Below are 22,854 nucleotides of genomic sequence, written 5' to 3'. Positions count from 1 at the left end.
TTCCCTTTTCTTTATCACTCCAAAAGATGGCAAAAGAAGCGGCGCATAATGAAAAGGTTAGTTGAAAATGGGGCGTTCAGGCGGGGATTGGCCATGAAAAACTGCAATGTTGTGTAAAAGGGTATGTGCGAAGCTGGAGGAAATAACCTGACGCGCGAGGATTGTCGCGTCAGGCCGAAGGCGAATCAGAGTGAACCAAGAGTGGCGACCATCACTGCTTTGATGGTGTGCAGGCGGTTTTCAGCCTGATCAAAGACCACGCTGTGCGCCGACTCGAACACTTCGTCGGTCACTTCCATCCCGCCGTGCAGGTTGTACTCTTCCGCCATCTGGCGGCCGAGGGTAGTCTGGTCGTCATGGAAGGCGGGCAGGCAGTGAAGGAATTTCACCTGCGGGTTGCCGGTCAGGGCCAGCATGGCGCTGTTCACCTGATAGTCACGCAGCAGGCTAATGCGTTGTTTCCACGTCTCTTTTGGCTCACCCATTGATACCCAAACGTCGGTATAGAGGAAATCCGCGCCTTTCACGCCCGCCGCAATGTCTTCGGTTAGAGTGATGTTGCCGCCGTTTTCCTGCGCCAGCTTCTTACAGGTTTCCACCAGCTCGGCTTCAGGCCAGCAGGCGGTCGGCGCGACCAGACGGAGGTCCAAACCGCAGAGCGCGGCGGCTTCCAGCAGGGTATTACCCATGTTGTTGCGCGCGTCGCCCAGATAGGCCAGCGTCATTTGTGACAGAGATTTGCCCGGCAGATGCTCTTGCATGGTCAGCAGGTCGGCCAGCAGCTGAGTCGGGTGAAATTCCGTCGTCAGGCCATTCCACACCGGCACGCCGGAGAACTCCGCCAGCGTCTCAACTTTATCCTGACCAAAACCGCGATATTGAATACCGTCATACATTCTGCCCAGCACGCGGGCGGTGTCTTTCATTGACTCTTTGTGACCAATTTGGCTGCCACTTGGGCCGAGGTAGGTGACGTTAGCACCCTGATCATAGGCGGCAACTTCGAAAGAGCATCGGGTGCGGGTTGAGTCTTTTTCGAAGATGAGCGCGATGTTTTTCCCTTGCAGATGGGCTTTTTCGCTGCCGTTTTTCTTATCGGCTTTCAGCTCGGCGGAGAGCTGGAGAAGGGATGAAATCTCCGACGGGGTAAAATCCAGTAACCTGAGAAAATGACGTTTACTCAACAGACTCATGGTGTTCCTCTCCAATGCCTTTGCATTCTTTAGTGAATTAAAATTCAATTTATATGTATGAATATGCAATTACAACCCCGTCGTTAAAACTTTATAGTGGAGGCTGGCCCCGCGCTGTGTGAAAATGGTCTAGAGAAACGTCACATTGATTGAGGACAGAGGCATGGCAAATCGTGAATTGCTAGAAGAACAGAGTGAAGAGACCCGCTTAATCATCGAAGAGCTGCTGGATGATGGCAGCGATCCAGACGCGCTTTACACCATCGAACATCACTTATCTTCTGATAAGTTTGAAGATTTGGAGAAAGCCGCGGTTGCCGCTTTCAAACTGGGTTATGAAGTTAATGACGCAGAAGAGTTGGAATTAGAAGACGGTTCAACCGTGATGTGCTGTGACGTGATCAGCGAAATTGCGCTGAACGCCGAACTGATTGATAAACAGGTTGAGCAGTTGATGGACCTGGCCGAAGCCCACGGCGTTGATTACGACGGTTGGGGCACTTACTTCGAAGGCGACGACGAAGATGAGGACGGCGAAGAAGGTGATGAAGAAGATTTGGTTGATGAAGATGATGACGGTAAGCGTCATTAATAACTAACTCTATCAGTAAGATAGGGTTTTGATCCTCCCCTTGAACTAAGGGGAGGATAAGCCCAGCTTGCAATTCCGTGCTTTAAATCATTCCGCGCTTTAAATCTCGTTATTACGCACTAACTCCGCAACCAGATCGTTTACGCCGTCACTCATATTTTTAAACTTGGTTAACTCGCTGCGCGTCACTACCACGAACACGCCTACGCCGCGCTGAGGCACCATCGCCACATAAGTAATAAAGCCACCGCCACCGCCGGTTTTCTGAATAATGCGCGGTAACAGTGGCGTCGGCGCCATCGTCACCCAACCCATACCCAAAGAGTCGGCCATGCCCGGCACGTCCATGCCTTTTAGCGATACCAAATCAGTACGCTTAAAGTACATCTTCTGCGCCATTTCGGCGGTCAGGCTTGGCTTGCCGAGTGGGGAAGGCAGGAACTGGCGCATCCAACGCGCCATGTCGGCCGGGGTCGAGTAAATCCCGCCGCTGCCCGCCGCCGCCGTGGTATTCAGGCACGGGCTTGGGCGCAGGCCGGACATCAGGCGAGCACACTGGCTGGCGTTTGGCGTCAGCGTGGTGTCGACCATGCCCAGCGGCTGGGTTATCTGTTCGCGCAGCAGCTGGGTGTAAGGTTTGCGCGCCGCGTTGGATAAGGCGTCAGCCAGCAGGTCAAAGGCTAAGTTGGAATAAGCCGCACGCGCGCCCGGAGGCGTGGTCATTTTGGCGACTCGCAGCCACGCCCAGCGATCGGCCTTGGTCGGCCAAGTGAACACCGGGCGATTTGGCGCGCCGCCCGGCTGCTCACGCGGCAGGCCGCTGGTGTGAGTGGCGAGGTTAAGCAGGGTGATTGGCGTGGAGCCGCTATAGGAAGGTACCGCGCTGCCGCCGGAATATTTGCGCAGCGGGTCGTTAATCTTGACGGTACCCTGCTGCGACAGCTTCACCAGCACTTCGCTGGTCATCAGCTTGGTCAGCGAGGCAATTCGAATCACGGAATCTTCGCGTGGACGAATGTCTGAGCCGGGACGGGTTTCGCCAAAGCTGCGGAAAACTTGTTGGTTATTATCGACAACCACCAGCGCCATTCCCATCGCGCCGCTGCCGTAGAAGATATGTTCGGCATAGTCATCAACAACTTGAGAAGCCAATCGGGCGTTTTTCGCCTGGCTCAACAGCGGCGTGCTGGCAAAGGCCAGAGCCAAAAGTGAGAGAGAAATTTTTTTCAGCAAACCGGTATCCATCAACTAGGCAGAGTATTCATTCGGAATTTGTATACTAATGCGAACTTTCTGAAACGGCATGGGAAAAAAGCGCCCAATTGGCAAAATGTTGTAAGAAATCTCCTTTATCTGGTTATTCCGGTTGCGGCACGTGTTTTTCGCGCACCAGTAGCATGGCACCAATTCCCACCAGCGTGATGATCGCCGCGAAGTAGAAACCGGCGTTGAGTGAGCCCGTGCGGTCGGCGATAAAGCCGGTCACGTAAGGGGCAAAAATCGATGCCGCCATGCCAAAGAAGTTATACAGGCTGAAGGCGGTGCCGAGGGCTTTCTTCGGCGCGTTATCTGCCACCAGCGCCACCAGAATCGGGTTCAGGCTGATTTTGCCGATAAAGCCATACAGCACCAGCACGACAATCAGCATGGTTTCCGAGGTCGAATAGACAATGCCGAACAGCGCCAGCAGCGAGAGCGGCAGCATGCACAGCACCACCGGCTTTCTGCGGCCCAGCTTGTCCGAGGCGTAGCTGAAAATCAGCGTCCCGAGAATCGAAATCCACGGCACAATCGACGCAATATTACTGGCGCGCGCCATGTCCATTCCGCGCTCCTGCTGCAAGTAGTAAGGCAGCCAAGAGATGATCACGAAGAAGCCGTAAATCGAGCAGAAAATGGTGATGTAGGCGAGGATCAGGTTGCGATTTTTCAGTAAATCCATAAAGCGGAACGGCGGCTCTTGGTCGGCGGCCTGTACCGCAGCGGGCGCGGCAACCGGCGGGCGTTTATGGATAACAAACAGCATCAACAGCGCGACCACCAGCACCGGCAAGGCGATGATCACAAAGGGCAATTTCCAACCAGTATGGAAATGATTCACCGACAAGCTAGACAGCTGATAGCCCAGCGCAATACCAAAGGACATGCCGCTGCCAATTACCGCGCTACCCAGCGTCAGCCATTTCTTCGGAATGGCTTCCGAAGAGAGCGCGTACTGCGGGCCGTAATAGACCCCTTGCGCCGCGCCGGTCAGCATCCACAGCAGGATAAAGCCTAAGAACCCCGGTGAAATGCTGATAGAAGCAATAAAAACGGCGAACAGCATAAAGCCGGTGACTAAGACTTTTTTGTGGCCCAGCCGGTCGCCGAGCAATCCGGCGGGAACCTGTAGCAGGGTGTAGGCCAAGAAGAACAGGCTACTGATGATGCCCAGCTCGGCCTGATTCAGCCCGTATTCGTCCTGAATCATCGGCATTAGCGGGCTGAGAACCGAGCGTCCGGCGTAGATAACCACCCAGCCGAAGAAGAAGATAATCACCAACTGGATCCAGTAGGGGAACCGGCTGGCGTGCGCGTTTTTTTCCATGATGTGTGCCTCAAAAGTTCAAATGCTTCAACGTTGAAAGGCCGGTGAGAAATCGCTCTCCACCGGCCTGATTTTTGCGGCTGTAACCAGCCTGCTTCAGTGTTTTGGGTGGATTAGCGGGCGGGGTGGATCAGGGTTCCCGCGCTGCCGTTCAACACGGCATCAATGTCTTTGAGCGCGCCAATGTGCGCCTCTTTACCTGAACGTTCGACAAAGCGACTCACCGCCATGATCTTCGGCCCCATTGAGCCGTCCGGCACCGCCAGCGGAGCCAATTGCTGCGGCGTGGCGCTGCGAATGGCCTGCTGGCTTGGCGTGCCCCAGCCGGTATACACCGCGTCGGCGTCGGTCAAAATGACCAGATGGTCAGCATCCAGCGCTTCGGCCAGCAGCGCCGCGGCGAGATCTTTATCAATCACTGCCTCAACGCCCTGTAATCCCTGCTCGGTCGCCACCATCGGAATGCCGCCGCCGCCGCTGCAAATCACCACCTGATTTTTCGCCAGCAGCGCGTGAACGGCTTCTATGTCCAAGATCTGCTTAGGCTCAGGGGAAGGCACCACGCGGCGCAGATGCTCGCCGTCCATCTTCATGGTCCAGCCATACTGCTGGCGTAGATGCGACTCTTCCTTCGGCGCATAGACCGGGCCGATAAACTTGGTTGGCTGCTGGAAAGCTTCATCGTCACCGTCCACCAGAATGCGGGTCATCAGGGTGGAAACCGCCTGCTGGGGGTGAGACGCGGAGAGCTTTTGCGCCAGCATATAGCCAATCATCCCTTGGGTTTCCGCCACCAGAATGTCCAGCGGATAAGGCGGCACGTCGCGATAGTTGAGATTCTGCAAGGCCAGCAGGCCGACCTGCGGGCCGTTGCCGTGGACAATGGCAATGCGGTATTTCTTGGCTAACTCGCCAATCGCATCGGCAATCAACGCAATGCTCTTATATTGATTTTCAGCAGAAAGCACCGCGCCGCGTTGCAACAGGGCATTCCCGCCTAAAGCGATAACCAAAGTTTCCATGTTCAGTTCTCTAGTGTGTTGAATCACAAGTAAAAACCACGCTTTCAGCAGGCCGCTAAGTGCGGCGAAGTGCTGACTGAGTGAAGTTGATTAATGGTTTGCGCCGCCAGCCAGATGCCCAGCAGCGCGTCCGCGCCCGAATAGTGGCCGACACTCAGCAGGTCGCGCACGGCGGGGAGTAAGGTCTGTGGAGCCAGTAGCCCGTGGGCGATAGCCAGCAGCGGCGAGGAGAAAATCCCCCGCGCGGCATAAGCCAGATAGTGATGACTCACTAACGTGGTTAGCCCGGCCAGTGGCTTGCTGTGCGCAAAAAAAGGTGACAGCTGGCTGGGATTAACGCGGCTGTCGCAGTAGGCGACCAGCAGCATGCCGACCAGCGTGTCGTCGTTGCTTGGCGTGAGGCCTGGCCCCTTGCCGATAAACGCCGTCCAGTCCACTTCGCCGCCCAGCAGCCAGTCCGCAAATTGGCGCTGCATTTGCTGTAATTCGCCGACGGCGGGTAAAGCCACTAGCGCGTCTAACCCGCCAAACAGGCCGGTTTGCGCTGGCGAACAGCGTAGGGTTTGGCGCAATGTTTGCGTGGTCACCAGCCCCGGCTGGCTCAGCGTTAAGTTGCGCTGCGGGCCGATATTTTTCACCCGCAGGCCATCAATCAATAAGCCTTCGGCATCAAAATGGAGCTGTTCGGCCCCTTGCAGCTGGTCAGCAATCAGGTCGAAATCCGTTTCATCCACCACCCATCCCATCGGGCTGAGGCCGTGCCCGCTGCGGTGCAACGTCAACAGCTGATGGCGCGGAGTAAGAAAGTTCATCGCGTTGTTGAACAAGCCGGCGCGGCGCAACGGACCATAATCACAGGTGGCGTGAGCGCTGGAAGAGAGAACGATGCAAACCATGGTGGCTCCTGATTGCCCGACGGCTCCGCCGGGCAAAGTGGCGTGAAGGGTTACGCGCTGATACCAAGCTTCTCGGCTAAGGCTTCAATGGCTTTTTCGAAGCAGGCGAGCGGTGGGCGAACTGTCCCCGCGCCAATCTGACCGACGCCCGGCGAGCGGTGTGCTATCCCGGTGTTGATCAGCGGCGTGATGCCGGTTTCCACCACGCGGCGAGCGTCCAGACCTAAACAAGCACCTTGGAAGTCCCACGTCGGGATTTGCAGCATCATGTTGCGTTCGAGGAAGATTTCGGCCATCTCTTCGGAGACGTCCAGCGCCGCGCCCATGCCGCCCGCCGCGCCAACAAAGCGCGTCACGCCCGGCGCTGCGACCATGGCCGCGCCGCCGATACCAAAGGTTTCAGTGATAGCGCTGTCGCCGATGTCAGGGTTGGCGTCGGCTTGGCTGTAGCCTGAGAAGAACAGGCCTTCCGGCGTGTTAACCGGCGCAGTGAACCACTGGTCGCCCATGCCACTGATTTTGATACCAAAATCTTTGCCGTTGCGGGTCATGGCGGTGACGATGGTGCCTTGTTTGATTTCGGCCCCGGCATCCATGGCGGCTTTGCAGTAGGCCATCGCCAGGTTGAGGAAGAACTGATCGGTAATGGCAAGGAAGGAGAGCACGCTGGTCAGCTCGCTTTGCGGGCGATCCAACTGGGCGATTTTTGGAGCCAGCTGGCGCATTAACAGCGCGGAGGCGGCGATATTACGCTGGTGGAATTCATCCCCCATGGTGATAGCCTGCGCCATCACGGCGGTCAGGTCGATGCCGCCATCAATGTGGCTTAGAACCTCTTTCAGCACCGGAGCCAAGGTGTCGCGCATCCAGCGCAGGCGCTCCTGCACGTCAGGGCCGTACGCGCCGAAACGCATCACTTTACCAATCCCTTCATTCATATTGCAGAACGCCAGATTGCCGTGAGTGTGGTTTTCCACTACCAGCATCGGCATATGGGCTGAAGTGATGCCGCCCATCGGGCCAACGGCGCGCACGCTGTGGCACGGAATAAATTCAATTTCGCCGTTTTCCAGCAGGGCCAGCGCCTGCTGTTCATTTTCGGCCCAGCCTTCAAACAGGCAGCAACCAATACAGGCGCCGCGCACCGGGCCGCTCATGTCTTGCCAGACCACCGGCGGACCGGCGTGCAGTAGCTTGCGACCTTGCTGTAATACCGGCACCACTTCCTGCGCCTGTTTGACGTCACACCAGTGTGGACGGGCTTCGCGGATCCGCGCAATTACGGCTGCATTGGCTTCATTAATAGTTGTAGTCATGTGATCCCTCAGTGCAATTTTTTCAGAATGGCGGCTAAACGCTGATTTCCACCCGCGACCGGTGCCCATTGGTAATGCACCACGGGAACCTGATTAGTTTGTAAATCAGTGGCGAAACTACGCAGACCGGCGTTGATAACAGAGACGCCATCCAGCAAGTGGTAAGGCGTCAATGGCCCGGTTTCGGTCGGCGGACTGATTAGTTGATGAGCCAGCAGTACGGCTTCCGGCAGGGTGTTCATCACCACGATGCCCGCGGCGGTGAGCGTGTCGATTTGCCGACTGCGCTGTTGTGGGTCCTGCTCGGTGCCGGTGACGGTAGCGATCACCACCAGCGGGTGAGCCGGGTCGCGATGCTGTTTGAGTGCGTGAACCGTGTCGGCCAGCGAGGTTGCCGGGTCAGCCTGCGCGCCAAAGCCAATCACCACGTCAATCAGCAGCACGCCGGTTTCAAGCTGATTAGCTAACTGGGCGATGGTCTGGTTGCGGGTCGACGGGTCAATCATCGGGTGGGGTTTGCCTTGGGTGTAGAAGTCATCACCCATATCAATGATTCGATGGCCCTCGGCGTCGAGCATGCTGCCGTGGTGGTGCTGGCTGTCCGGCGCGACCTGCAAATGCTCGGCCAGCAGCATGGCAACTTCAGCGGCCAAGGTGCCTCCGGCGTAATATCCGGCGATTTTCTTGCCATGCACGGCGGGCAGGGAAGCTATCTGCTGCTGGACATTCGCCAATGTGGCGGCGAGGCGGGCGGCTTCGTCCAGCGTGCTGGCGAGCCACACGTTGCCCACACGCGGGCTGGCCGGTTTGGTGCCGAGGAACAGCGCCACAATCGGCTTATTGATGCCCTGCATTTCATCCATTACGCGCTGGCGCACGGCTTCTGCCGGAGGCTTAGAGACGAAGGCGATGACCTGCGTTTTGCTGTCATTAGCCAGCATCGCCAGCGCCGTCAGGGCGCTGATGCCGCCGACTTCGGCCGAGAGGTCGCGCCCGCCGAGGCCAATGGCGTGGGAGACACCCTGACCGGCCAGCGTGATTTGCGAGGTCAGCTCCTGAATGCCAGTGCCTGACGCGCCGATAATGCCGATGACGCCTTTGGGCGCAACGTTGGCAAAGGCCAAAGGACCTCCGGCGATATTGGCGGTGCCGCAGTCCGGCCCCATCACAATCAGCTTTTTGCTGCTGGCTTTCTTCTTCAGCGCAATCTCCTGTTCCAGCGAGACGTTGTCGGAAAACATCATCACGTTGCAGTCGTTGTCGAGCGCCTGATCGGCCAGACCGGCGGCGTATTCACCGGCAATAGAGATCAGCAGCATATTGGCGTCCGGCGCTTTTTGGCGAGCCGTCTGCCAGCTGCGGGCGACTGGCAGGCGTTTGCCCCCTTGCTGCCCTTGCGCAATGGCTTTGAGCGCCTCTTCCAGCGCGTCGCTGATGAACTGGGTGATCTCTGGGTCTTGGCTGTCGGCCTTAATAGCGACACAAATATCGTTTGGCGTGGCGTCGTTGAACTGGGCGTGCCAAAAGCCGGTGGCTTCCAGCAGGGATTTGTTGGCAGGGGTGCCCATCATCACCGAAATTTCGTCTACCTGTGGAAATTCGCTGAGCTTTCGGGAGATCAACATCAGGCTTACCGAGTCCTGAAAACTCCCTTTCTTAATAAAAGCGTGGACCATGACTGTTTCCTTTTGCTTTTTTTCTCATGCTTAGTGAGAAGCGGTTCGTGAAAAGCCTGATAAAGAATTTCAATTTAAAATTTCCCTTAATGGCTGGCTGGAAATTACAAATATCTGGGGTGTCACAAGGAGAGGTGAGTCACACTTCGCGGATTGTTAGAAATATTCATGGCAAAGAGAAGACTTTATTAAAATCGCTCAATCAATGCCGACAGGCTTTATCAAAATAATTTTTATAATTCGACGGTGAGTGAATGAAATTTTAATTTAATAGTTTAAAAACGTCGCCGATCACATTTTTAAAGTCTGAGGGTTATAGATTGTGACCATAAATAGGTTCTATCAGTGGTTAGCAAAAAGGATTATCTATGAAAGTCACCCGGGAACAGCTCCACACTTTAATTAGCAATAAGATCAACAAGGCGGGACTGCCAAGAGAACAGGCCAATATCGTGGCGGATGTTCTGGTCCATGCCGATGCAAGGGGCGTACATTCTCACGGTGCCGTTCGGGTGGAATACTACTCAGAACGTATCAGCAAAGGCGGGACTAACAACAACCCGGATTTTAGATTTGAGAAAACCGGACCTTGCAGCGGCGTATTTGACGGCGATAACGGCGCGGGGCACGTGGCAGCCAAAATCGCCATGGAGCACGCTATCGACATCGCCAAAGACAACGGCGTGGCGGTAGTGGGCATCCGCCGTATTGGCCACAGCGGCGCACTCTCCTACTTCGTACAACAGGCGGCTAAACAAGGGCTTATCGGCATTTCACTCTGTCAATCCGACCCAATGGTCGTGCCCTACGGCGGCGCGGAAGTCTATTACGGTACCAACCCAATCGCTTTCGCCGCACCGGGCGAAGATGGCCATATGATCACCTTCGACATGGCAACCACGGTGCAGGCATGGGGCAAAGTGCTGGATGCCCGCTCGCGCAATGCCAAAATCCCTGACACCTGGGCCGTGGATTCCAACGGCGAACACACCACCGATCCTTTCGCCGTCAGCGGTCTGCTGCCGATTGCCGGGCCGAAAGGCTATGGCCTGATGCTGATGGTGGACGTGCTGGCGGGCATCCTGCTTGGTCTGCCGTTTGGCCGCAACGTCAGTTCCATGTATCACGACCTGACCGAAGGCCGTAACCTCGGCCAGCTACATATTGTTATCGATCCTGCCGCTTTTACTAATATCGACAGCTTCCGCAAAAATATTAATCAGGTGATGAGTGACCTCAATGGCATTAAACCTGCGCCGGGCGTGAGTCAGGTAATGTATCCGGGGCAAAATAGCGAAAACAATGAGCGTAATAGTGAAATCAATGGCATCGAAATTGTTGATGAAATTTACGATTACCTCATCTCCGATGAAATCTATTTGCGTTCTTACGACCACAAAGATCCGTTCGCCAGTTAATTAATGGATTTTTTATATTAATAAGACAGTGAAATAACTCACTTGAATAAATAAGTGCTTTTTGCGCGGATTATTGGCCAATAACCTGCCAGTAATTCGCGGTTCTATTTCTACCTCCTCGTGATTAATGACCTTCAATATGGAAATTAAATAAGGACCGGAATATGCAAAACTTCCCTCGCCAGATACAAGAAATCTCCGCATGGCTTTCGCAGATCGGCGCAGACCCGACCGGAGGTATGACGCGTCTTCTCTATACTCCCGAGTGGTGTGCCGCGCAGCGCGCACTACAGGAAAAATTTGAAAGTGCCGGGCTGAAGACCCAGTTCGACCACGTCGGCAACCTATCGGCGCGCCTCGAAGGTAGCCGCTACCCCGAGCAGACCATCATGTCGGGCTCACACATCGACACCGTGGTGAACGGCGGCAACCTCGACGGCCAGTTTGGTATCGAAGCCGCTTTTTTGGCAATCAACTACCTGAAAGAGACTTACGGCCAGCCACTGCGCACTTTAGAAGTGCTATCGATGGCGGAAGAAGAGGGCAGCCGCTTCCCGTTTGTCTTCTGGGGCAGCAAAAACATCTTTGGCTTGGCGAATAACGCCGACATGCATCAGGTCCAAGACGCCAAGGGCGTGGGCTTTGTGGATGCCATGCATCAGGCCGGTTTTGACTTCCGCCCGGAAAACACGCCGGTGCGTCAGGACCTGCGCGCGTTTGTCGAGTTGCACATTGAACAGGGCAAAGTGCTGGAAACCGAGGGCAAAACCGTCGGCGTCGTCACCAGCATTGTCGGCCAGCGCCGCTACGACATTCGCTTGACCGGCGAGTCCAACCACGCGGGTACCACGCCGATGGGCTACCGCCGTGACACCGTGCACGCTTTTAGCCGCATCTGCTATGAGTCCATTGAAAAGGCGCGTAAAGAGGGCGACCCGCTGGTGCTGACCTTCGGCAAAGTGGAGCCAAAACCCAATACCGTCAACGTGGTGCCGGGCTTCACCCACTTCACCATGGACTGCCGCCACACCGACCAACAGGCGCTGCTGCGTTTCACTCAAGAGATTGAAGCTGACATGCAACGCATTTGCGGCGAGATGGGCATTGAGGTGGAGATCAACCTGTGGATGGACGAAGCGCCAATCCCAATGGACCCACAGCTGGTGAAACAGGTCGCGGCGGTGTGTGAAACCGAGAAAATGAACTATCGCCTGATGCACAGCGGGGCGGGGCATGACTCACAAATCTTCGCGCCACGGGTGCCGACCGTCATGCTGTTTGTGCCAAGTATCGCCGGTATTAGCCACAACCCGGCTGAAAAAACTGAATTGAGCGACTTAGCCGAAGGCGTTCGCGCCCTGGCCCACGTGCTGTATCAGCTGGCTTACCAAGAAAACGGGGGCGCAGTATGACCACTCGCACTACCTTATCGCCAGCCGGCGGTGGCATTGATCCGCTGTACTGGAAGAAAATCGTCGTCGTGCTCTGTCTTGGCTGGGCGGTTATCTGGATTTACCGCACCGTCCTGACGCCGATCTTCCCTGAAATTCAGGCCACCATTGGCGCGCAGTCCGACACCGAAATGGGGCTGATCGCCAGCTTCTACTTCTTCGCCTACACCGGCATGCAGATCCCCGCCGGGATCTTGGTGGATAAGTTCGGCAAGAAGATTGTGCTGATCCCCGGCTTCTGCCTGTTCATCATCGCTACGCTGCTGATTGGTAACGCCACCAGCTTGCACATGATCTACGCCGGTAGCCTGCTCGCCGGGGCGGGCTGTGGTTCCTACTATGGTTCGGCTTACTCGCTCTCCTCTGAAAGCATTCCGTTAGAAAAACGCGGCTTATCCACCGCCATCATTAACAGCGGCTCGGCGCTGGGGATGGGGATTGGCCTGATTGCCTCCAGCCTGCTGGTGAAAAGCGTCGGTATGAACTGGCAGGTGCTGCTGTTTATGATCACCTTCCTGCTGGTGCTGATGACGCTGGTGTTTTTCTTTGTGATCAAAAGTACGCCTAAGCAGCAGCCTGTCGCGACAGCCACGGTGACCGCCGCGCCGGTGGTTGAAGAGGTCAATCAGAATCCGGGCGGCTTATTCAGCCTGAAGATGATTTCCGCCTACGTCATGTATTTCGCCACCTGTTACGGCTATTACATGATTGTCACCTGGCTGCCGTCATTCTTGCAGCAGGAGCGCGGTTTTCAGGGCGTCGCCATTGGCTTCTCGTCGGCGCTGGTGGCCTTCGCCTCGGTGCCGGGGGCGCTGTTCTTCAGCCGCATGTCCGACCGTTTCCGCAACAAGAAAGTCAGCCTGATCATCTTCCTCGAGATTTGCGCGGCGGTGATGCTGACCTGCACCGTGCTGTCGCCGGACTCCACCATGCTGCTGATTAGCCTGATCCTCTACGGCCTGCTCGGCAAGCTGGCGGTTGACCCAATCATGATCTCTTTCGTCGCCGACAACGCGCCGAAAAAGGGCTACGGCACCAGCTTCGGCGTCTTCAACTTCTTCGGCATGTCTTCTTCGGTGATTGCGCCGCTGGTGACCGGGATGATCTCCGACCATACCGGCTCGAAGGTCATGGGCTTCTATATCTCGGCGGCCATTCTGGTTATCGGTACGCTGATGTTCTTCACCGTAAACGTATTAATGAAAAAACATCAAACCGCTAAACCGGCTTTATCTCAATAATCTTTATATAGGCCGATATCTCTTATCGGCCTATGGAATAAATAAGGAAAAATCATGGGTTATATTAATCAGCAGACCGGTTATCGTGCCGACGTATTATCTTCACGTTCTATTATTAAACGCCATAACTATGCCTTAATTGAGCCGGACGGTTTAGTTAAAAACGTCATTCCTGGTTTTGAGAATTGCGATATTACCATTCTGTCCACGCCGAAATTAGGCGCGACCTTTGTGGATTATCTGGTGACTTTATTAGACGGCGGTCGTAATCATCAAGGTTTTGGCGGTGGCGATATAGAAACTTTCGTTTATGTCATTGACGGCGAAATTATGGCGGCGGCGGATGATAAATCTTACGCACTTAAAACCGGCGGATATTTATATTGCCCGGCGGGCGTAAAGCTTTATCTCGATAATAATAGCGAAGGTAAACCAAGCAAACTGTTCCTCTACAAACGCAAATATCAGCCATTGGCGGGCCATCAGGCCTATGTGGTCAGCGGCAACGTCAGCCAGCTTGAGCGTATCGAGTATGAAGGGATGAGTGACGTTATCTTGCAAGACTTCCTGCCGAAAGAGCTGGGTTTTGACATGAACATACACATCTTGTCCTTTAATCCGGGTGCCAGCCACGGTTACATTGAGACCCACGTGCAGGAGCACGGCGCTTATATCTTGAGTGGCGCGGGCATGTACAACCTCGACAACGAATGGGTACCGGTGAAGAAAGGCGACTACATCTTTATGGGCGCGTACTGCCCGCAGGCGGGCTATGCGGTGGGCAAAGACGAGGTGTTCAGCTACATCTACTCTAAAGATTGCCATCGCGACGCCGAGCTTTAATCACGCATTTCGTCTTAACTAAATAGCCAAAAGCGCCTGAAGATCTCTCCTCAGGCGCTTTTTTAATACTTCTCACTTTCTCTTCTAAGACAATCAGTTACTACTTATTCACCATCTTGGCAGGCACCGTTAGCGTGAGTATCGCGCCGAGGATCATCATTGAGGCCAGCACGCACATCGCTACCAAATTACTGTTCGTCGTATTCTTAAAGTAGCCGATAATATAGGGTGAGATAAAGCCGCCGATATTGGCGATGGAGTTAATCAGCGCAATGCCCGCCGCCGCGCAGGTGCCGGTAAAGATGGCATTCGGCAGGCTCCAGAACAGCGGCGAAGGCACCAGACTGGCGGCCACGGCGATGCACAGTGAGAACATCACGATGCTTTTGTTGTCCTGAAATACGCCAATGCTGACCATGGCGACGGCGGCAATGCAGAAAGGAACCACGATGTGCCAGCGGCGCTCGCGGTGCTTATCGGAGCTACGCGCCGCCAGCAGCATCGCCACCACCGCCAGCATATAAGGCACCATGCTCAGCAGGCCGACGTCGAAAACGGACTTCACGCCGGTGTCTTTGATAATGGTCGGCACCCAGAACGCCAGCCCGCCTTGGCCCATCACGGTACAGAAGCAGATCAGCCACATTTTGGTGAACGCCGAGGATTTCAGCATGGTTTTCATCGTCCATTCGTGGGCGACAATACCGTTTTTGGCGTTTAACAATCGCTGTTGATTGGCCTGATCCATATCCTCGTGGATCATGGCTTTCTCCTCATCTGTCAGCCATTTAGCGTTTTGATAGGTGTTGTCGAGGAAGAAGAAGATCACCAGCGCAATCAGCAACGCGCGCGGGCCGCTGATGAAAAACAGCCACTGCCAGCCGGACATCTGCATCAGGCCATTCATGTGCTCAATGATCCAGCCGCACAACGGGCCGCCGATGATATTACTGATGGGAATGCCACAGACGAACAGGGCGGTCATCTTGGCGCGCTGGCCGGAGGGGAACCACAAAGTGAGGTAAAGAATGACGCCGGGATAGAAGCCCGCTTCGGCAATGCCGAGGAAAAATCGGGCGATGTAGAACTGCATGGGAGAGGTGATAAACACGCTGAGCATCGAGATGCCGCCCCAAATCACCATCAGTAGCGCAATGATTTTTCGCGCACCGTACTTACTCAACACCATATTGCTCGGCACGCCAGCAATAATATAGCCGATGAAAAACACTCCGGCGCCCAGCCCATATACTGATTCCGCTAAGGCCATGTTGCCATTTAAAATGTCCGGCATCATTTGGAATTTAGAGAAGGAGATGCCGACGCGATCTAAATAACCCACAATATAACTAATTAATAGAATGGGCATGATTCGCCATGCAACTTTTCGATACAATTTTGATTTATTAATTTGTTGTGAAATTGATGATCCATTGATTGTTTCTGAAACAGCCATACCTATCTCCTTGGATTAAGATCCTGATAATTTTTTATGAAGGCTGGTCTTATTTGTAGAGTTCCCGCTCAGGTTGATGAATAACCCTGAGCGGAGAGAGATAATTATCATTCCCGGTTCCGATTAAAAGTCTATCAGAACGCCATATTATATTTTTCCCGTGACTTCCTTTGTGAGTTGATTAACGTTGTCGATGATTTAGCCAAGATAATCCGGCCGCCGTGTCGCCCTGCGGGTTATATTCACAGCCGATCCAGCCGCTATAGCCCATCTGATCCAGCGCGCTAAAAATGTTGTCGAAATTGATCTCGCCGGTTCCCGGCTCGTGCCGCCCCGGATTGTCCGCCACCTGAATGTGCGCGATCTGCGACAGGTGGTTGCGTAGGGTCTGGATCAGCTCGCCTTCCATCCTTTGCATATGGTAAATGTCATACTGCAACCAGAGATTCTTGCTGCCGACCTGCTCAATCAGCGCCAGCGCCTGACGGCTGGTATTAAGGTAAAACCCCGGCATATCAAGGTTATTGATCGGCTCGATCAGCAGCCGAATATTCTCTTTTGCCAGCGCGTCGGCGGCAAAACGCAGGTTAGTCACCAGCGTTTTTTCTATCACTTGCGGGTCACTGCCCGCCGGGACTTTACCTGCCAGACAGTTCACCTGCGGGCAGTTCAGGGCTTTGGCATAGCGAATCGCCTGACTCACCCCTTGGCGGAACTCGTCCACTCTATCTGGCAAGCAGGCAATGCCGCGCTCGCCCCCGGCCCAGTTCCCTACCGGCAAATTGAACAGCACCTGAGATAAGCCGTGTTGAGCCAGCTCGGCCTGTATTACTTCGGGCGGAAATTCATAAGGAGAGATGTATTCCACGGCGCTGAACCCGCAGGCCCTGGCCTGAGCGAATCGAGCCAAAAAATCGACGTCGGTGAACAGCATGGAAAGGTTGGCGGCAAAGCGACTCATGAGTTCTCTCCTTGGCGGTAATCGTAAAAAGCCACGGCGGTCGGGGCTTCAGCCTGTAGCGCGGTGGTCGGCTCAAATTCAGTGACATTATCCAGCTCGGTGCCCATCGCAATATTGGTCACCCGCTCGAGGATAATTTCTACCACAACCGGCACCTGATGTTGCTGCATCAGTTTTTCAGCCTGCCTAAACGCCGGGGCAATCTCTTCAGGTTTGAAAACGCGAATGGCCTTGCAGCCCAGCCCTTCGACCACCTTCACATGGTCCACGCCGTATTCACCCAGCTCGCTACTATTGATATTTTCGAAAGAAAGCTGGACGCAATAGTCCATGTCGAAGCCGCGCTGTGACTGACGAATCAACCCCAGATAGGCGTTATTGACTAGCACGTGAATGTAGGGGAGTTTGAACTGTGCGCCGACCGCCAGCTCCTCAATCAAGAACTGAAAATCGTAATCGCCGGACAGCGCCACCACCTTGCGAGCGGGGTCTGCGGCGCGAACGCCCAGCGCCGCAGGCAGGGTCCAGCCCAGCGGGCCAGCCTGTCCGCAGTTAATCCAGTGCCGTGGTTTGAACACGTGAAGGGTCTGCGCCGCCGCGATTTGCGACAGGCCGATGGTGGTGACGTAGCAGGCGTCGGCACCAAACGCGCGGTTCATCTCTTCATACACCCGGTGCGGTTTGACCGGCACCTCGTCGAAATGGGTTTTGCGCAGCAGGGTGGCTTTGCGCTGGTTGCACTCTGCGACCCAGCCGTCGCGGTTTGGCAGGTCGCCCTTGGCGAACAGGCGTTTGGCTGATTCAACCAGCATCAGCAGGGCTTCGCGGGCGTCCGACACAATGCCCAGATCGGGGCAGATCACTCGACCAATCTGCGTGGCTTCAATGTCGATGTGCACCACTTTGCGATCCGCGACGTATTTCTCCACCGAACCGGTATGGCGATTTGCCCAGCGATTGCCAATGCCGAACAGCAGATCCGACGCCAGCAGGGTGGCATTGCCGTAGCGATGCGAGGTTTGCAGGCCGACCATGCCCGCCATCAGCGGGTGATCGTCGGGGATCGCTCCCCAGCCCATCAGGGTTGGGATCACCGGAATATTGCAGATCTCCGTCAGCTCTTGCAGCAGATCCGCCGCGTCGGCGTTTATAACCCCACCCCCGGCAATAATCAGCGGGCGCTCGGCCTGACACAGCATCGCCAGCGCCTTGTCGATCTGCGCCTGCGTGGCGCAAGGCTTGTAAGGCACCAGCGGCGAATAAGTCTCGGGATCAAATTCAATTTCCGCCATCTGCACATCAAACGGCAAGTCGATCAGCACCGGGCCGGGGCGACCAGAACGCATCAGATGAAAGGCTTTTTGCAGCATGCGCGGCACCAGCGCGGGTTCCAGCACGGTCACCGCCATCTTGGTCACCGGCTTGGCAATCGACTCAATATCCACTGCCTGAAAATCCTCTTTGTGCAGCCGGGCGCGCGGGGCCTGCCCGGTAATGCACAGGATAGGAATCGAGTCCGCCGAGGCCGAGTAGAGCGCGGTGATCATGTCCGTGCCCGCCGGTCCCGAGGTGCCCAGACAGACGCCGATATTGCCCGCAGTGGCGCGGGTATAGCCCTCGGCCATGTGCGACGCACCTTCCACATGGCGTGCAAGGATATGCCGAATGCCGCCGTGCCTGCGCATGGCATCGTAAAACGGGTTAATCGCCGCGCCGGGCACGCCAAAGGCGGTGGTCACTCCCTCTTTCTCCAGCACCCACATTGCTGCATCAACTGCTCTCATCTTAGCCATCGTTTACATTCCTTATCGTCGATAAATCCATTTATTGGAAAGTTTTTCCAACTTAGTTTTATGCCAAAAAAAAGCACGGAGCTTTGTGATTGGCAGACCGTGCGGCCTGACGCCATCTCTGGCGTCAGGCCTAGATTCTAGCTGTGCGGGTCGCCCAGTGCGGTACTGATGTCGCGCGCGGCGTCGCGCACCAGTTCGCCGAGTTCGGCAAAGCGCGCCGGTTCCATCCGCGAGCTTGGCCCCGAGATGGAGATGGCAGCAATCGGCTGATTGTTCTTATCAAAAATCGCCGACGCGAGGCAGTTCAGCCCCAGCGCGTGCTCCTCGTGGTCCACCGCGTAGCCGCGCTGGGCCGAGGTCGCCAGATCCTTCTTCAGTGGGATCAGGCTATTGAGCGTGTGCGGAGTAAAAGTCTGCAAACCGGATCGCACAATCAGATCCAGCATCTCTTCTTCATCCAGCGCGTAGAGCAGCGCCTTGCCCGCGCCGGAGGCGTGCAGCGGCAGACGACTGCCGAGCGGGGCGCACATGCGCACCATCGCCTGACACTCGCACTGGCGGATCAGCACGGCGTCCATGTTATTGCGGATCGCCAGATTGGCGGTCTCGCCGGAGAGCAGCATCAGGCGGCGCATAAAGGGCCCGGCGACCGACACCACGTCGCGATCGTTCATATACGTCGACCCGACGGTGAACGACTGAATACCAATGTGCCACCAACCCAGCTGCGGGTCTTGGAACACAAACTCTGATTTCTCAAGCACTTTCAGCAGGCGGAAGGTGGTGGAAAGCGGCAGATCCAGCTTTTCCGACAGCACAGACACCGAAGAACTCCCCCCCGATTGTGCCAAAAACTGCAAGATCTCCAGCCCACGATCCAGCGCCTGCGCGCCCTTGGTCGCAGAGGTGCCCTCCTGAGCAGGCCGACCTCTTCTCCGTAATTCAGTCATTACATCCTTTCTCTTATCGCATCGATTCGATCCCTACTGTAGCAAGGGAATTTTCAATTAAAAGTGATAAATGGAATATATTTCCATAATTGTATTTCGCGCACGCTTTCCCTATCTCAGCAATTAAAACCATTTTTGTGATGAAGGTCAGGGGAGATGGGGAGGATTTTAGGCTCAATAGGCGGCATAGTGAGTTGAGACAAACCTGCAAGGAGCGCCAATGCTGGACCACGAGACAATCCGTTCATTTGTAAAAGTTGCCGAGTGCTGTAGCTTTTCCCGCGCCGCCGAGTCGCTGCACAAGACCTCGGCCACCATCAGTTATCGCATCAAAGTGCTAGAAGAGGGGATTGGCACCCAGCTATTCCTGCGCACCACCCGCAGCGTGACGCTGACTCCGGCGGGCAGCTATTTGCTCGAACGCTGTCGTCAGTGGCTGAGCTGGCTGGACTCTATGCCCGGCGAACTCAAGCAGATCAATCAGGGCGTTGAGCCAAGGGTTGATATTGTTATCAATAACTTGCTGTATAACGGCGATAGCGTCGCCGACCTGCTGGCGCATTTAAATGTGCGTTATCCCTTCACCACTTTCCACATCACCCGGCAGGTGTATATGGGCGTGTGGGACACCTTGCTCAATGGGGATTGCCATCTGGCGATTGGCGTGTCGGGCAGGGAGTCGCTGGAGAACAGCATCAGCATTCTGCCGCTCGGCAAGGTCGAGTGGGTGTTTGTGGTTGCGCCGCAGCACCCGCTGGCGCAGGGCGGGGAGACGCTGAGCGAAGAGCAGCTGCGCTGGTATCCGGCGGTCAATATCGAGGACACGGCGGTGCATCTCGCCAAACGCGTCGCCTGGCTGCTGCCGGGCCAGCAGGAGATTAAAGTGGCGGACATGAACACCAAGCTGCAATGCCACCTGCGCGGCGTCGGCATTGGTTTTCTGCCCCGCACGCTATGCCAGCCCTATCTTGACAGCGGCGAACTGGTCGCCAGAACACTGGTTAACCACCGCCAAAGCTCGCCATTGTCACTGGCGTGGTCACACGAACGCGGCGGCGAGGTGGTAAAAGAGTTGGTGGCGATGTTCGAGCGACGCGACCCACTGATTCAAGGCTTTTATTCACCTCTTCAGACCCTCGATTTGTAGTAAAAACAGCCAGAAAGACGCGGTTTTGCCGTTTTTTTCGGCACTCAGTCAAAACCCGTCAGGATAAGTATTGCGTGAGGTCTTCGGAAAGGTATAATGCACCCGTTTTCCGCATACTACTTTCAGTGCCGAAGTGGCGAAATCGGTAGACGCAGTTGATTCAAAATCAACCGCCGCAAGGTGTGCCGGTTCGAGTCCGGCCTTCGGCACCATTAGTCAGTATGAAAATTAAGTCACCCTCGGGTGGCTTTTTTTATGTCTGCGATTTGGCTTAATCCAAAAGTTTAAGTCTCAAATTCAGACAGTTAATGGTCCGTTTCTTCGACTTCCCAGTCTGTCACTCGCACACTCATTCAACTCAAACAGTAGTGGTACGAGATGCGCCACCGCTTTTAGATAAGCACTGATTTGAGGCACCCCCTCTGGCGGCACAATCTCACTGTTCTCCAGCCCTTCGCTAAGACACAGCAAGCCATGACAAAGCCCTTCGGCAGATTCAGAGGCTAATGCACTCAGTTCATAAAGCTGGGTATCTTCTAAGTGACTGAAATCCAGCCCGGCAATCAGTGAACGGAAGACGGTGATAGAGTTTTCAGTGGTTTCGGTGTGAGTCATGATGATCATTCCATTGCTAGATTTTAAGTTTCACCACGCCTTCAGGTTCCAATCTAAAGGTGTGGCTCAGACAGGTTTGGAACTCCGGATCTAGCGACCGGCCAACCGCAAGGGTTGCCCTATCTGAGCCACGATTTAAAGTGTGCACGTAGCCGCTGAAAAAAAACAAGTTTTTTCAGTACCAGATAGTCGGAGTTCCAATTCCGGCTGCGGATTTTGCCGCAGCGAAGAGAGTGTATTCCCACCATCAACATAAAGAAATGTGCTGGATGCATTTACAGGGATTTGTATTTGGTTTTGGAATGTGGATCGCAGGGAATAACATCCTTGAAGGGTGTTTATTGGGGACTTAAGTAGTGGGGCATCTCGATTGTATGCCTTGCTGAACCTCTTAATTTAAACTGAGTAATAAGGAAACGATTCTCATACACCAATGTGGACTTCAGGAGCATAATTTTCAGTACGTTGAAACGGTAGGTAATATTTTCTTTGGTCATATACGCGTAGTCGAATCAGGTATCTTTAATTAGCTGAGTATTTTTTCCATGAAAAATAAAATAATTTATAGCAGTAACGATTTCTAGTTTTTATTATAAGCATCTTAACTCATATAAACTATTAAATATCCCATGCTGTTAAAATTTTTTCCATGTTCATCTCTCATCACTTATATTAATAAGGGGAGTGAATTTTCATGATTCCCTCCCCTATTTTATTTATAGTAAAGAGCATTTTATAAGCAATGATCTTTTTTCTATAGAATAGGTTCTGCAATGGTATTAATCATTTATAGAGAGGAAAAATATCCTAAACGGAGCTTATAAAAAAGACAGTTATTAATTATTACCAATGCTTTCCTATGTATGCAACTTTAATTTTTTTTCTTTCTGATTTATCATCGTATTTTAGTGCGAAATAAATTCGTATAAGATTTTTAGATGTTAACTTTATACCCTTATCATCCCAGTTTATCTTTAAATGATATTCACAATTAACCGATTCAGTTGCAGAGTCCTTAGAGTCATCAATTGGGAAATCGAATTTTCGTTTATTTGAGCCCTGCCGAGTACAAGATAGTTTTTTCCCGATAGTTGCTGTGTATTCTGATATGAAGTTAAGATCCTCCTGATTACTATTAGGGCATTTAGATATGAAATGGTAACACTGATTCAACGTATTTAATGAGTCTGATATTATGACCCTACAGTCTTTATATGTACTTTGCTGCATAGTGTCTAAAGTTTCACCTATATCTTTGTGGAAAGAAATGTTGTCGTAGTTATTTTGGGATTTTTGAACAAAATCACTTTTGTTTTTACTATTCTGAGCAATAAATATAGAATTTTTTTTCAGCGTATCTTTCCAGCTATGAGTATGCGCACTTTCGTTTTTTCCAGGCCAAAGAAGACCATCAATTGTTAATGAATAATTTCTTGGGAAAGAATCAATGTTTACCTTATCGATTAACTGTCCGTAGGTAGAGCTGCAAATATTTGATTTTATGCTAGATATGGATTTTTCAAACAAAGAGTAATAATGGCCAAAAAATGACAAATCCTCCTCTGCTATTTGAAAAATTATTTCTTCAAGAGACATTAAATCATCATGAGTTTTATATTCTAAAAAATCGTTAGCACAATGAATATTTATATTTTTAGAATAGGCATACTCAAAAATTATTTCTTCTAACTTCTTGG

General features: G+C 53.7%; 19 protein-coding genes and 1 tRNA gene. 7 read left to right on the top strand and 13 right to left on the bottom strand.

Annotated elements, in window-relative coordinates; all coding sequences use genetic code 11:
* Positions 1 to 185 precede the first annotated feature (185 nt).
* Positions 186 to 1,193, bottom strand: a complete 1,008-nt coding sequence (gene argF / locus ACT3RR_RS17910) for an ornithine carbamoyltransferase (protein WP_496200856.1) — start codon at positions 1,191 to 1,193, stop codon at positions 186 to 188.
* Between the two features lie 163 nt (positions 1,194 to 1,356).
* On the opposite strand from argF, the gene rraB reads away from it, so the two are divergent.
* Positions 1,357 to 1,785 (top strand): ribonuclease E inhibitor RraB, encoded by a 429-nt coding sequence (gene rraB, locus ACT3RR_RS17905; RefSeq protein ID WP_034786830.1) that lies wholly within the window; start codon positions 1,357 to 1,359, stop codon positions 1,783 to 1,785.
* A gap of 99 nt (positions 1,786 to 1,884) precedes the next feature.
* On the opposite strand, the gene ampH is transcribed toward rraB, so the two are convergent.
* From ampH to fdrA, 6 genes are all read right to left on the bottom strand, one after another.
* A complete protein-coding gene (gene ampH / locus ACT3RR_RS17900; protein ID WP_353500814.1) occupies positions 1,885 to 3,030 on the bottom strand; it encodes a D-alanyl-D-alanine-carboxypeptidase/endopeptidase AmpH in 1,146 nt (381 codons plus the stop codon).
* Between the two features lie 112 nt (positions 3,031 to 3,142).
* Complete coding sequence (locus ACT3RR_RS17895) at positions 3,143 to 4,372, bottom strand: MFS transporter (protein ID WP_496200855.1); 1,230 nt, start codon at positions 4,370 to 4,372, stop codon at positions 3,143 to 3,145.
* Between the two features lie 113 nt (positions 4,373 to 4,485).
* Positions 4,486 to 5,394 carry a carbamate kinase gene (locus ACT3RR_RS17890; RefSeq protein ID WP_496200854.1) on the bottom strand — a complete coding sequence of 303 codons (909 nt, stop codon included), beginning with the start codon at positions 5,392 to 5,394 and terminating at the stop codon, positions 4,486 to 4,488.
* Positions 5,395 to 5,438: 44 nt separating this feature from the next.
* On the bottom strand, positions 5,439 to 6,290 hold the full coding sequence (locus ACT3RR_RS17885) for a DUF2877 domain-containing protein (RefSeq protein ID WP_496200853.1): 852 nt from the start codon (positions 6,288 to 6,290) through the stop codon (positions 5,439 to 5,441).
* 50 nt (positions 6,291 to 6,340) lie between these two features.
* Complete coding sequence (locus ACT3RR_RS17880; RefSeq protein WP_496200852.1) at positions 6,341 to 7,606, bottom strand: DUF1116 domain-containing protein; 1,266 nt, start codon at positions 7,604 to 7,606, stop codon at positions 6,341 to 6,343.
* Positions 7,607 to 7,614: 8 nt separating this feature from the next.
* Positions 7,615 to 9,282 (bottom strand): acyl-CoA synthetase FdrA, encoded by a 1,668-nt coding sequence (gene fdrA, locus ACT3RR_RS17875; protein ID WP_496200851.1) that lies wholly within the window; start codon positions 9,280 to 9,282, stop codon positions 7,615 to 7,617.
* A gap of 368 nt (positions 9,283 to 9,650) precedes the next feature.
* Between fdrA and allD the strand changes: the two genes are divergently transcribed.
* The 4 genes from allD to allE all read left to right on the top strand — a co-directional run bounded on the left by allD (position 9,651) and on the right by allE (position 14,235).
* Positions 9,651 to 10,700: an ureidoglycolate dehydrogenase gene (gene allD / locus ACT3RR_RS17870; RefSeq protein WP_353500819.1), complete on the top strand. Its 1,050-nt coding sequence runs from the start codon at positions 9,651 to 9,653 to the stop codon at positions 10,698 to 10,700.
* A 164-nt stretch (positions 10,701 to 10,864) separates the two neighbouring features.
* Positions 10,865 to 12,112: an allantoate deiminase gene (gene allC / locus ACT3RR_RS17865; RefSeq protein ID WP_496200850.1), complete on the top strand. Its 1,248-nt coding sequence runs from the start codon at positions 10,865 to 10,867 to the stop codon at positions 12,110 to 12,112.
* Positions 12,109 to 13,392, top strand: a complete 1,284-nt coding sequence (locus ACT3RR_RS17860) for an MFS transporter (protein WP_496200849.1) — start codon at positions 12,109 to 12,111, stop codon at positions 13,390 to 13,392. Before allC ends, ACT3RR_RS17860 begins: the two co-directional genes overlap by 4 nt.
* A 54-nt stretch (positions 13,393 to 13,446) precedes the next feature.
* The gene (allE, locus tag ACT3RR_RS17855; RefSeq protein ID WP_353500822.1) at positions 13,447 to 14,235 is read left to right on the top strand and encodes a (S)-ureidoglycine aminohydrolase; all 789 of its coding nucleotides are present in this window, start codon (positions 13,447 to 13,449) and stop codon (positions 14,233 to 14,235) included.
* Between the two features lie 100 nt (positions 14,236 to 14,335).
* Here the strand turns inward: allE and ACT3RR_RS17850 are convergent, their stop codons facing one another.
* From ACT3RR_RS17850 to allR, 4 genes are all read right to left on the bottom strand, one after another.
* Positions 14,336 to 15,604 carry an MFS transporter gene (locus tag ACT3RR_RS17850; protein ID WP_353500823.1) on the bottom strand — a complete coding sequence of 423 codons (1,269 nt, stop codon included), beginning with the start codon at positions 15,602 to 15,604 and terminating at the stop codon, positions 14,336 to 14,338.
* 268 nt (positions 15,605 to 15,872) lie between these two features.
* Positions 15,873 to 16,652 (bottom strand): hydroxypyruvate isomerase, encoded by a 780-nt coding sequence (gene hyi, locus ACT3RR_RS17845; RefSeq protein ID WP_496200848.1) that lies wholly within the window; start codon positions 16,650 to 16,652, stop codon positions 15,873 to 15,875.
* On the bottom strand, positions 16,649 to 18,445 hold the full coding sequence (gcl, locus tag ACT3RR_RS17840; protein WP_496200847.1) for a glyoxylate carboligase: 1,797 nt from the start codon (positions 18,443 to 18,445) through the stop codon (positions 16,649 to 16,651). Before gcl ends, hyi begins: the two co-directional genes overlap by 4 nt.
* A 137-nt stretch (positions 18,446 to 18,582) precedes the next feature.
* Positions 18,583 to 19,395 carry an HTH-type transcriptional repressor AllR gene (gene allR, locus ACT3RR_RS17835; protein WP_034786864.1) on the bottom strand — a complete coding sequence of 271 codons (813 nt, stop codon included), beginning with the start codon at positions 19,393 to 19,395 and terminating at the stop codon, positions 18,583 to 18,585.
* A 220-nt stretch (positions 19,396 to 19,615) separates the two neighbouring features.
* Here allR and allS point away from each other — a divergent pair, with 220 nt between their 5' ends.
* The gene (allS, locus tag ACT3RR_RS17830; RefSeq protein WP_034786867.1) at positions 19,616 to 20,542 is read left to right on the top strand and encodes an HTH-type transcriptional activator AllS; all 927 of its coding nucleotides are present in this window, start codon (positions 19,616 to 19,618) and stop codon (positions 20,540 to 20,542) included.
* 127 nt (positions 20,543 to 20,669) lie between these two features.
* Positions 20,670 to 20,754: transfer RNA gene (locus ACT3RR_RS17825), tRNA-Leu, on the top strand.
* A gap of 85 nt (positions 20,755 to 20,839) precedes the next feature.
* Here the strand turns inward: ACT3RR_RS17825 and ACT3RR_RS17820 are convergent.
* Together ACT3RR_RS17820 and ACT3RR_RS17815 are read right to left on the bottom strand one after the other, a co-directional pair.
* Positions 20,840 to 21,157 carry a hypothetical protein gene (locus tag ACT3RR_RS17820; protein ID WP_496200846.1) on the bottom strand — a complete coding sequence of 106 codons (318 nt, stop codon included), beginning with the start codon at positions 21,155 to 21,157 and terminating at the stop codon, positions 20,840 to 20,842.
* An 843-nt stretch (positions 21,158 to 22,000) separates the two neighbouring features.
* Positions 22,001 to 22,854: hypothetical protein (locus ACT3RR_RS17815; protein ID WP_496200845.1), on the bottom strand; the 854-nt coding region annotated here is incomplete at its 5' end.

It is taken from the genome of Ewingella sp. AOP8-B2-18, from assembly GCF_052376015.1.
GTDB lineage: Bacteria > Pseudomonadota > Gammaproteobacteria > Enterobacterales > Enterobacteriaceae > Ewingella > Ewingella allii.
Note: the sequence above shows the minus strand (reverse complement) of the source record. Positions and strands in the feature narration are given on the sequence as shown.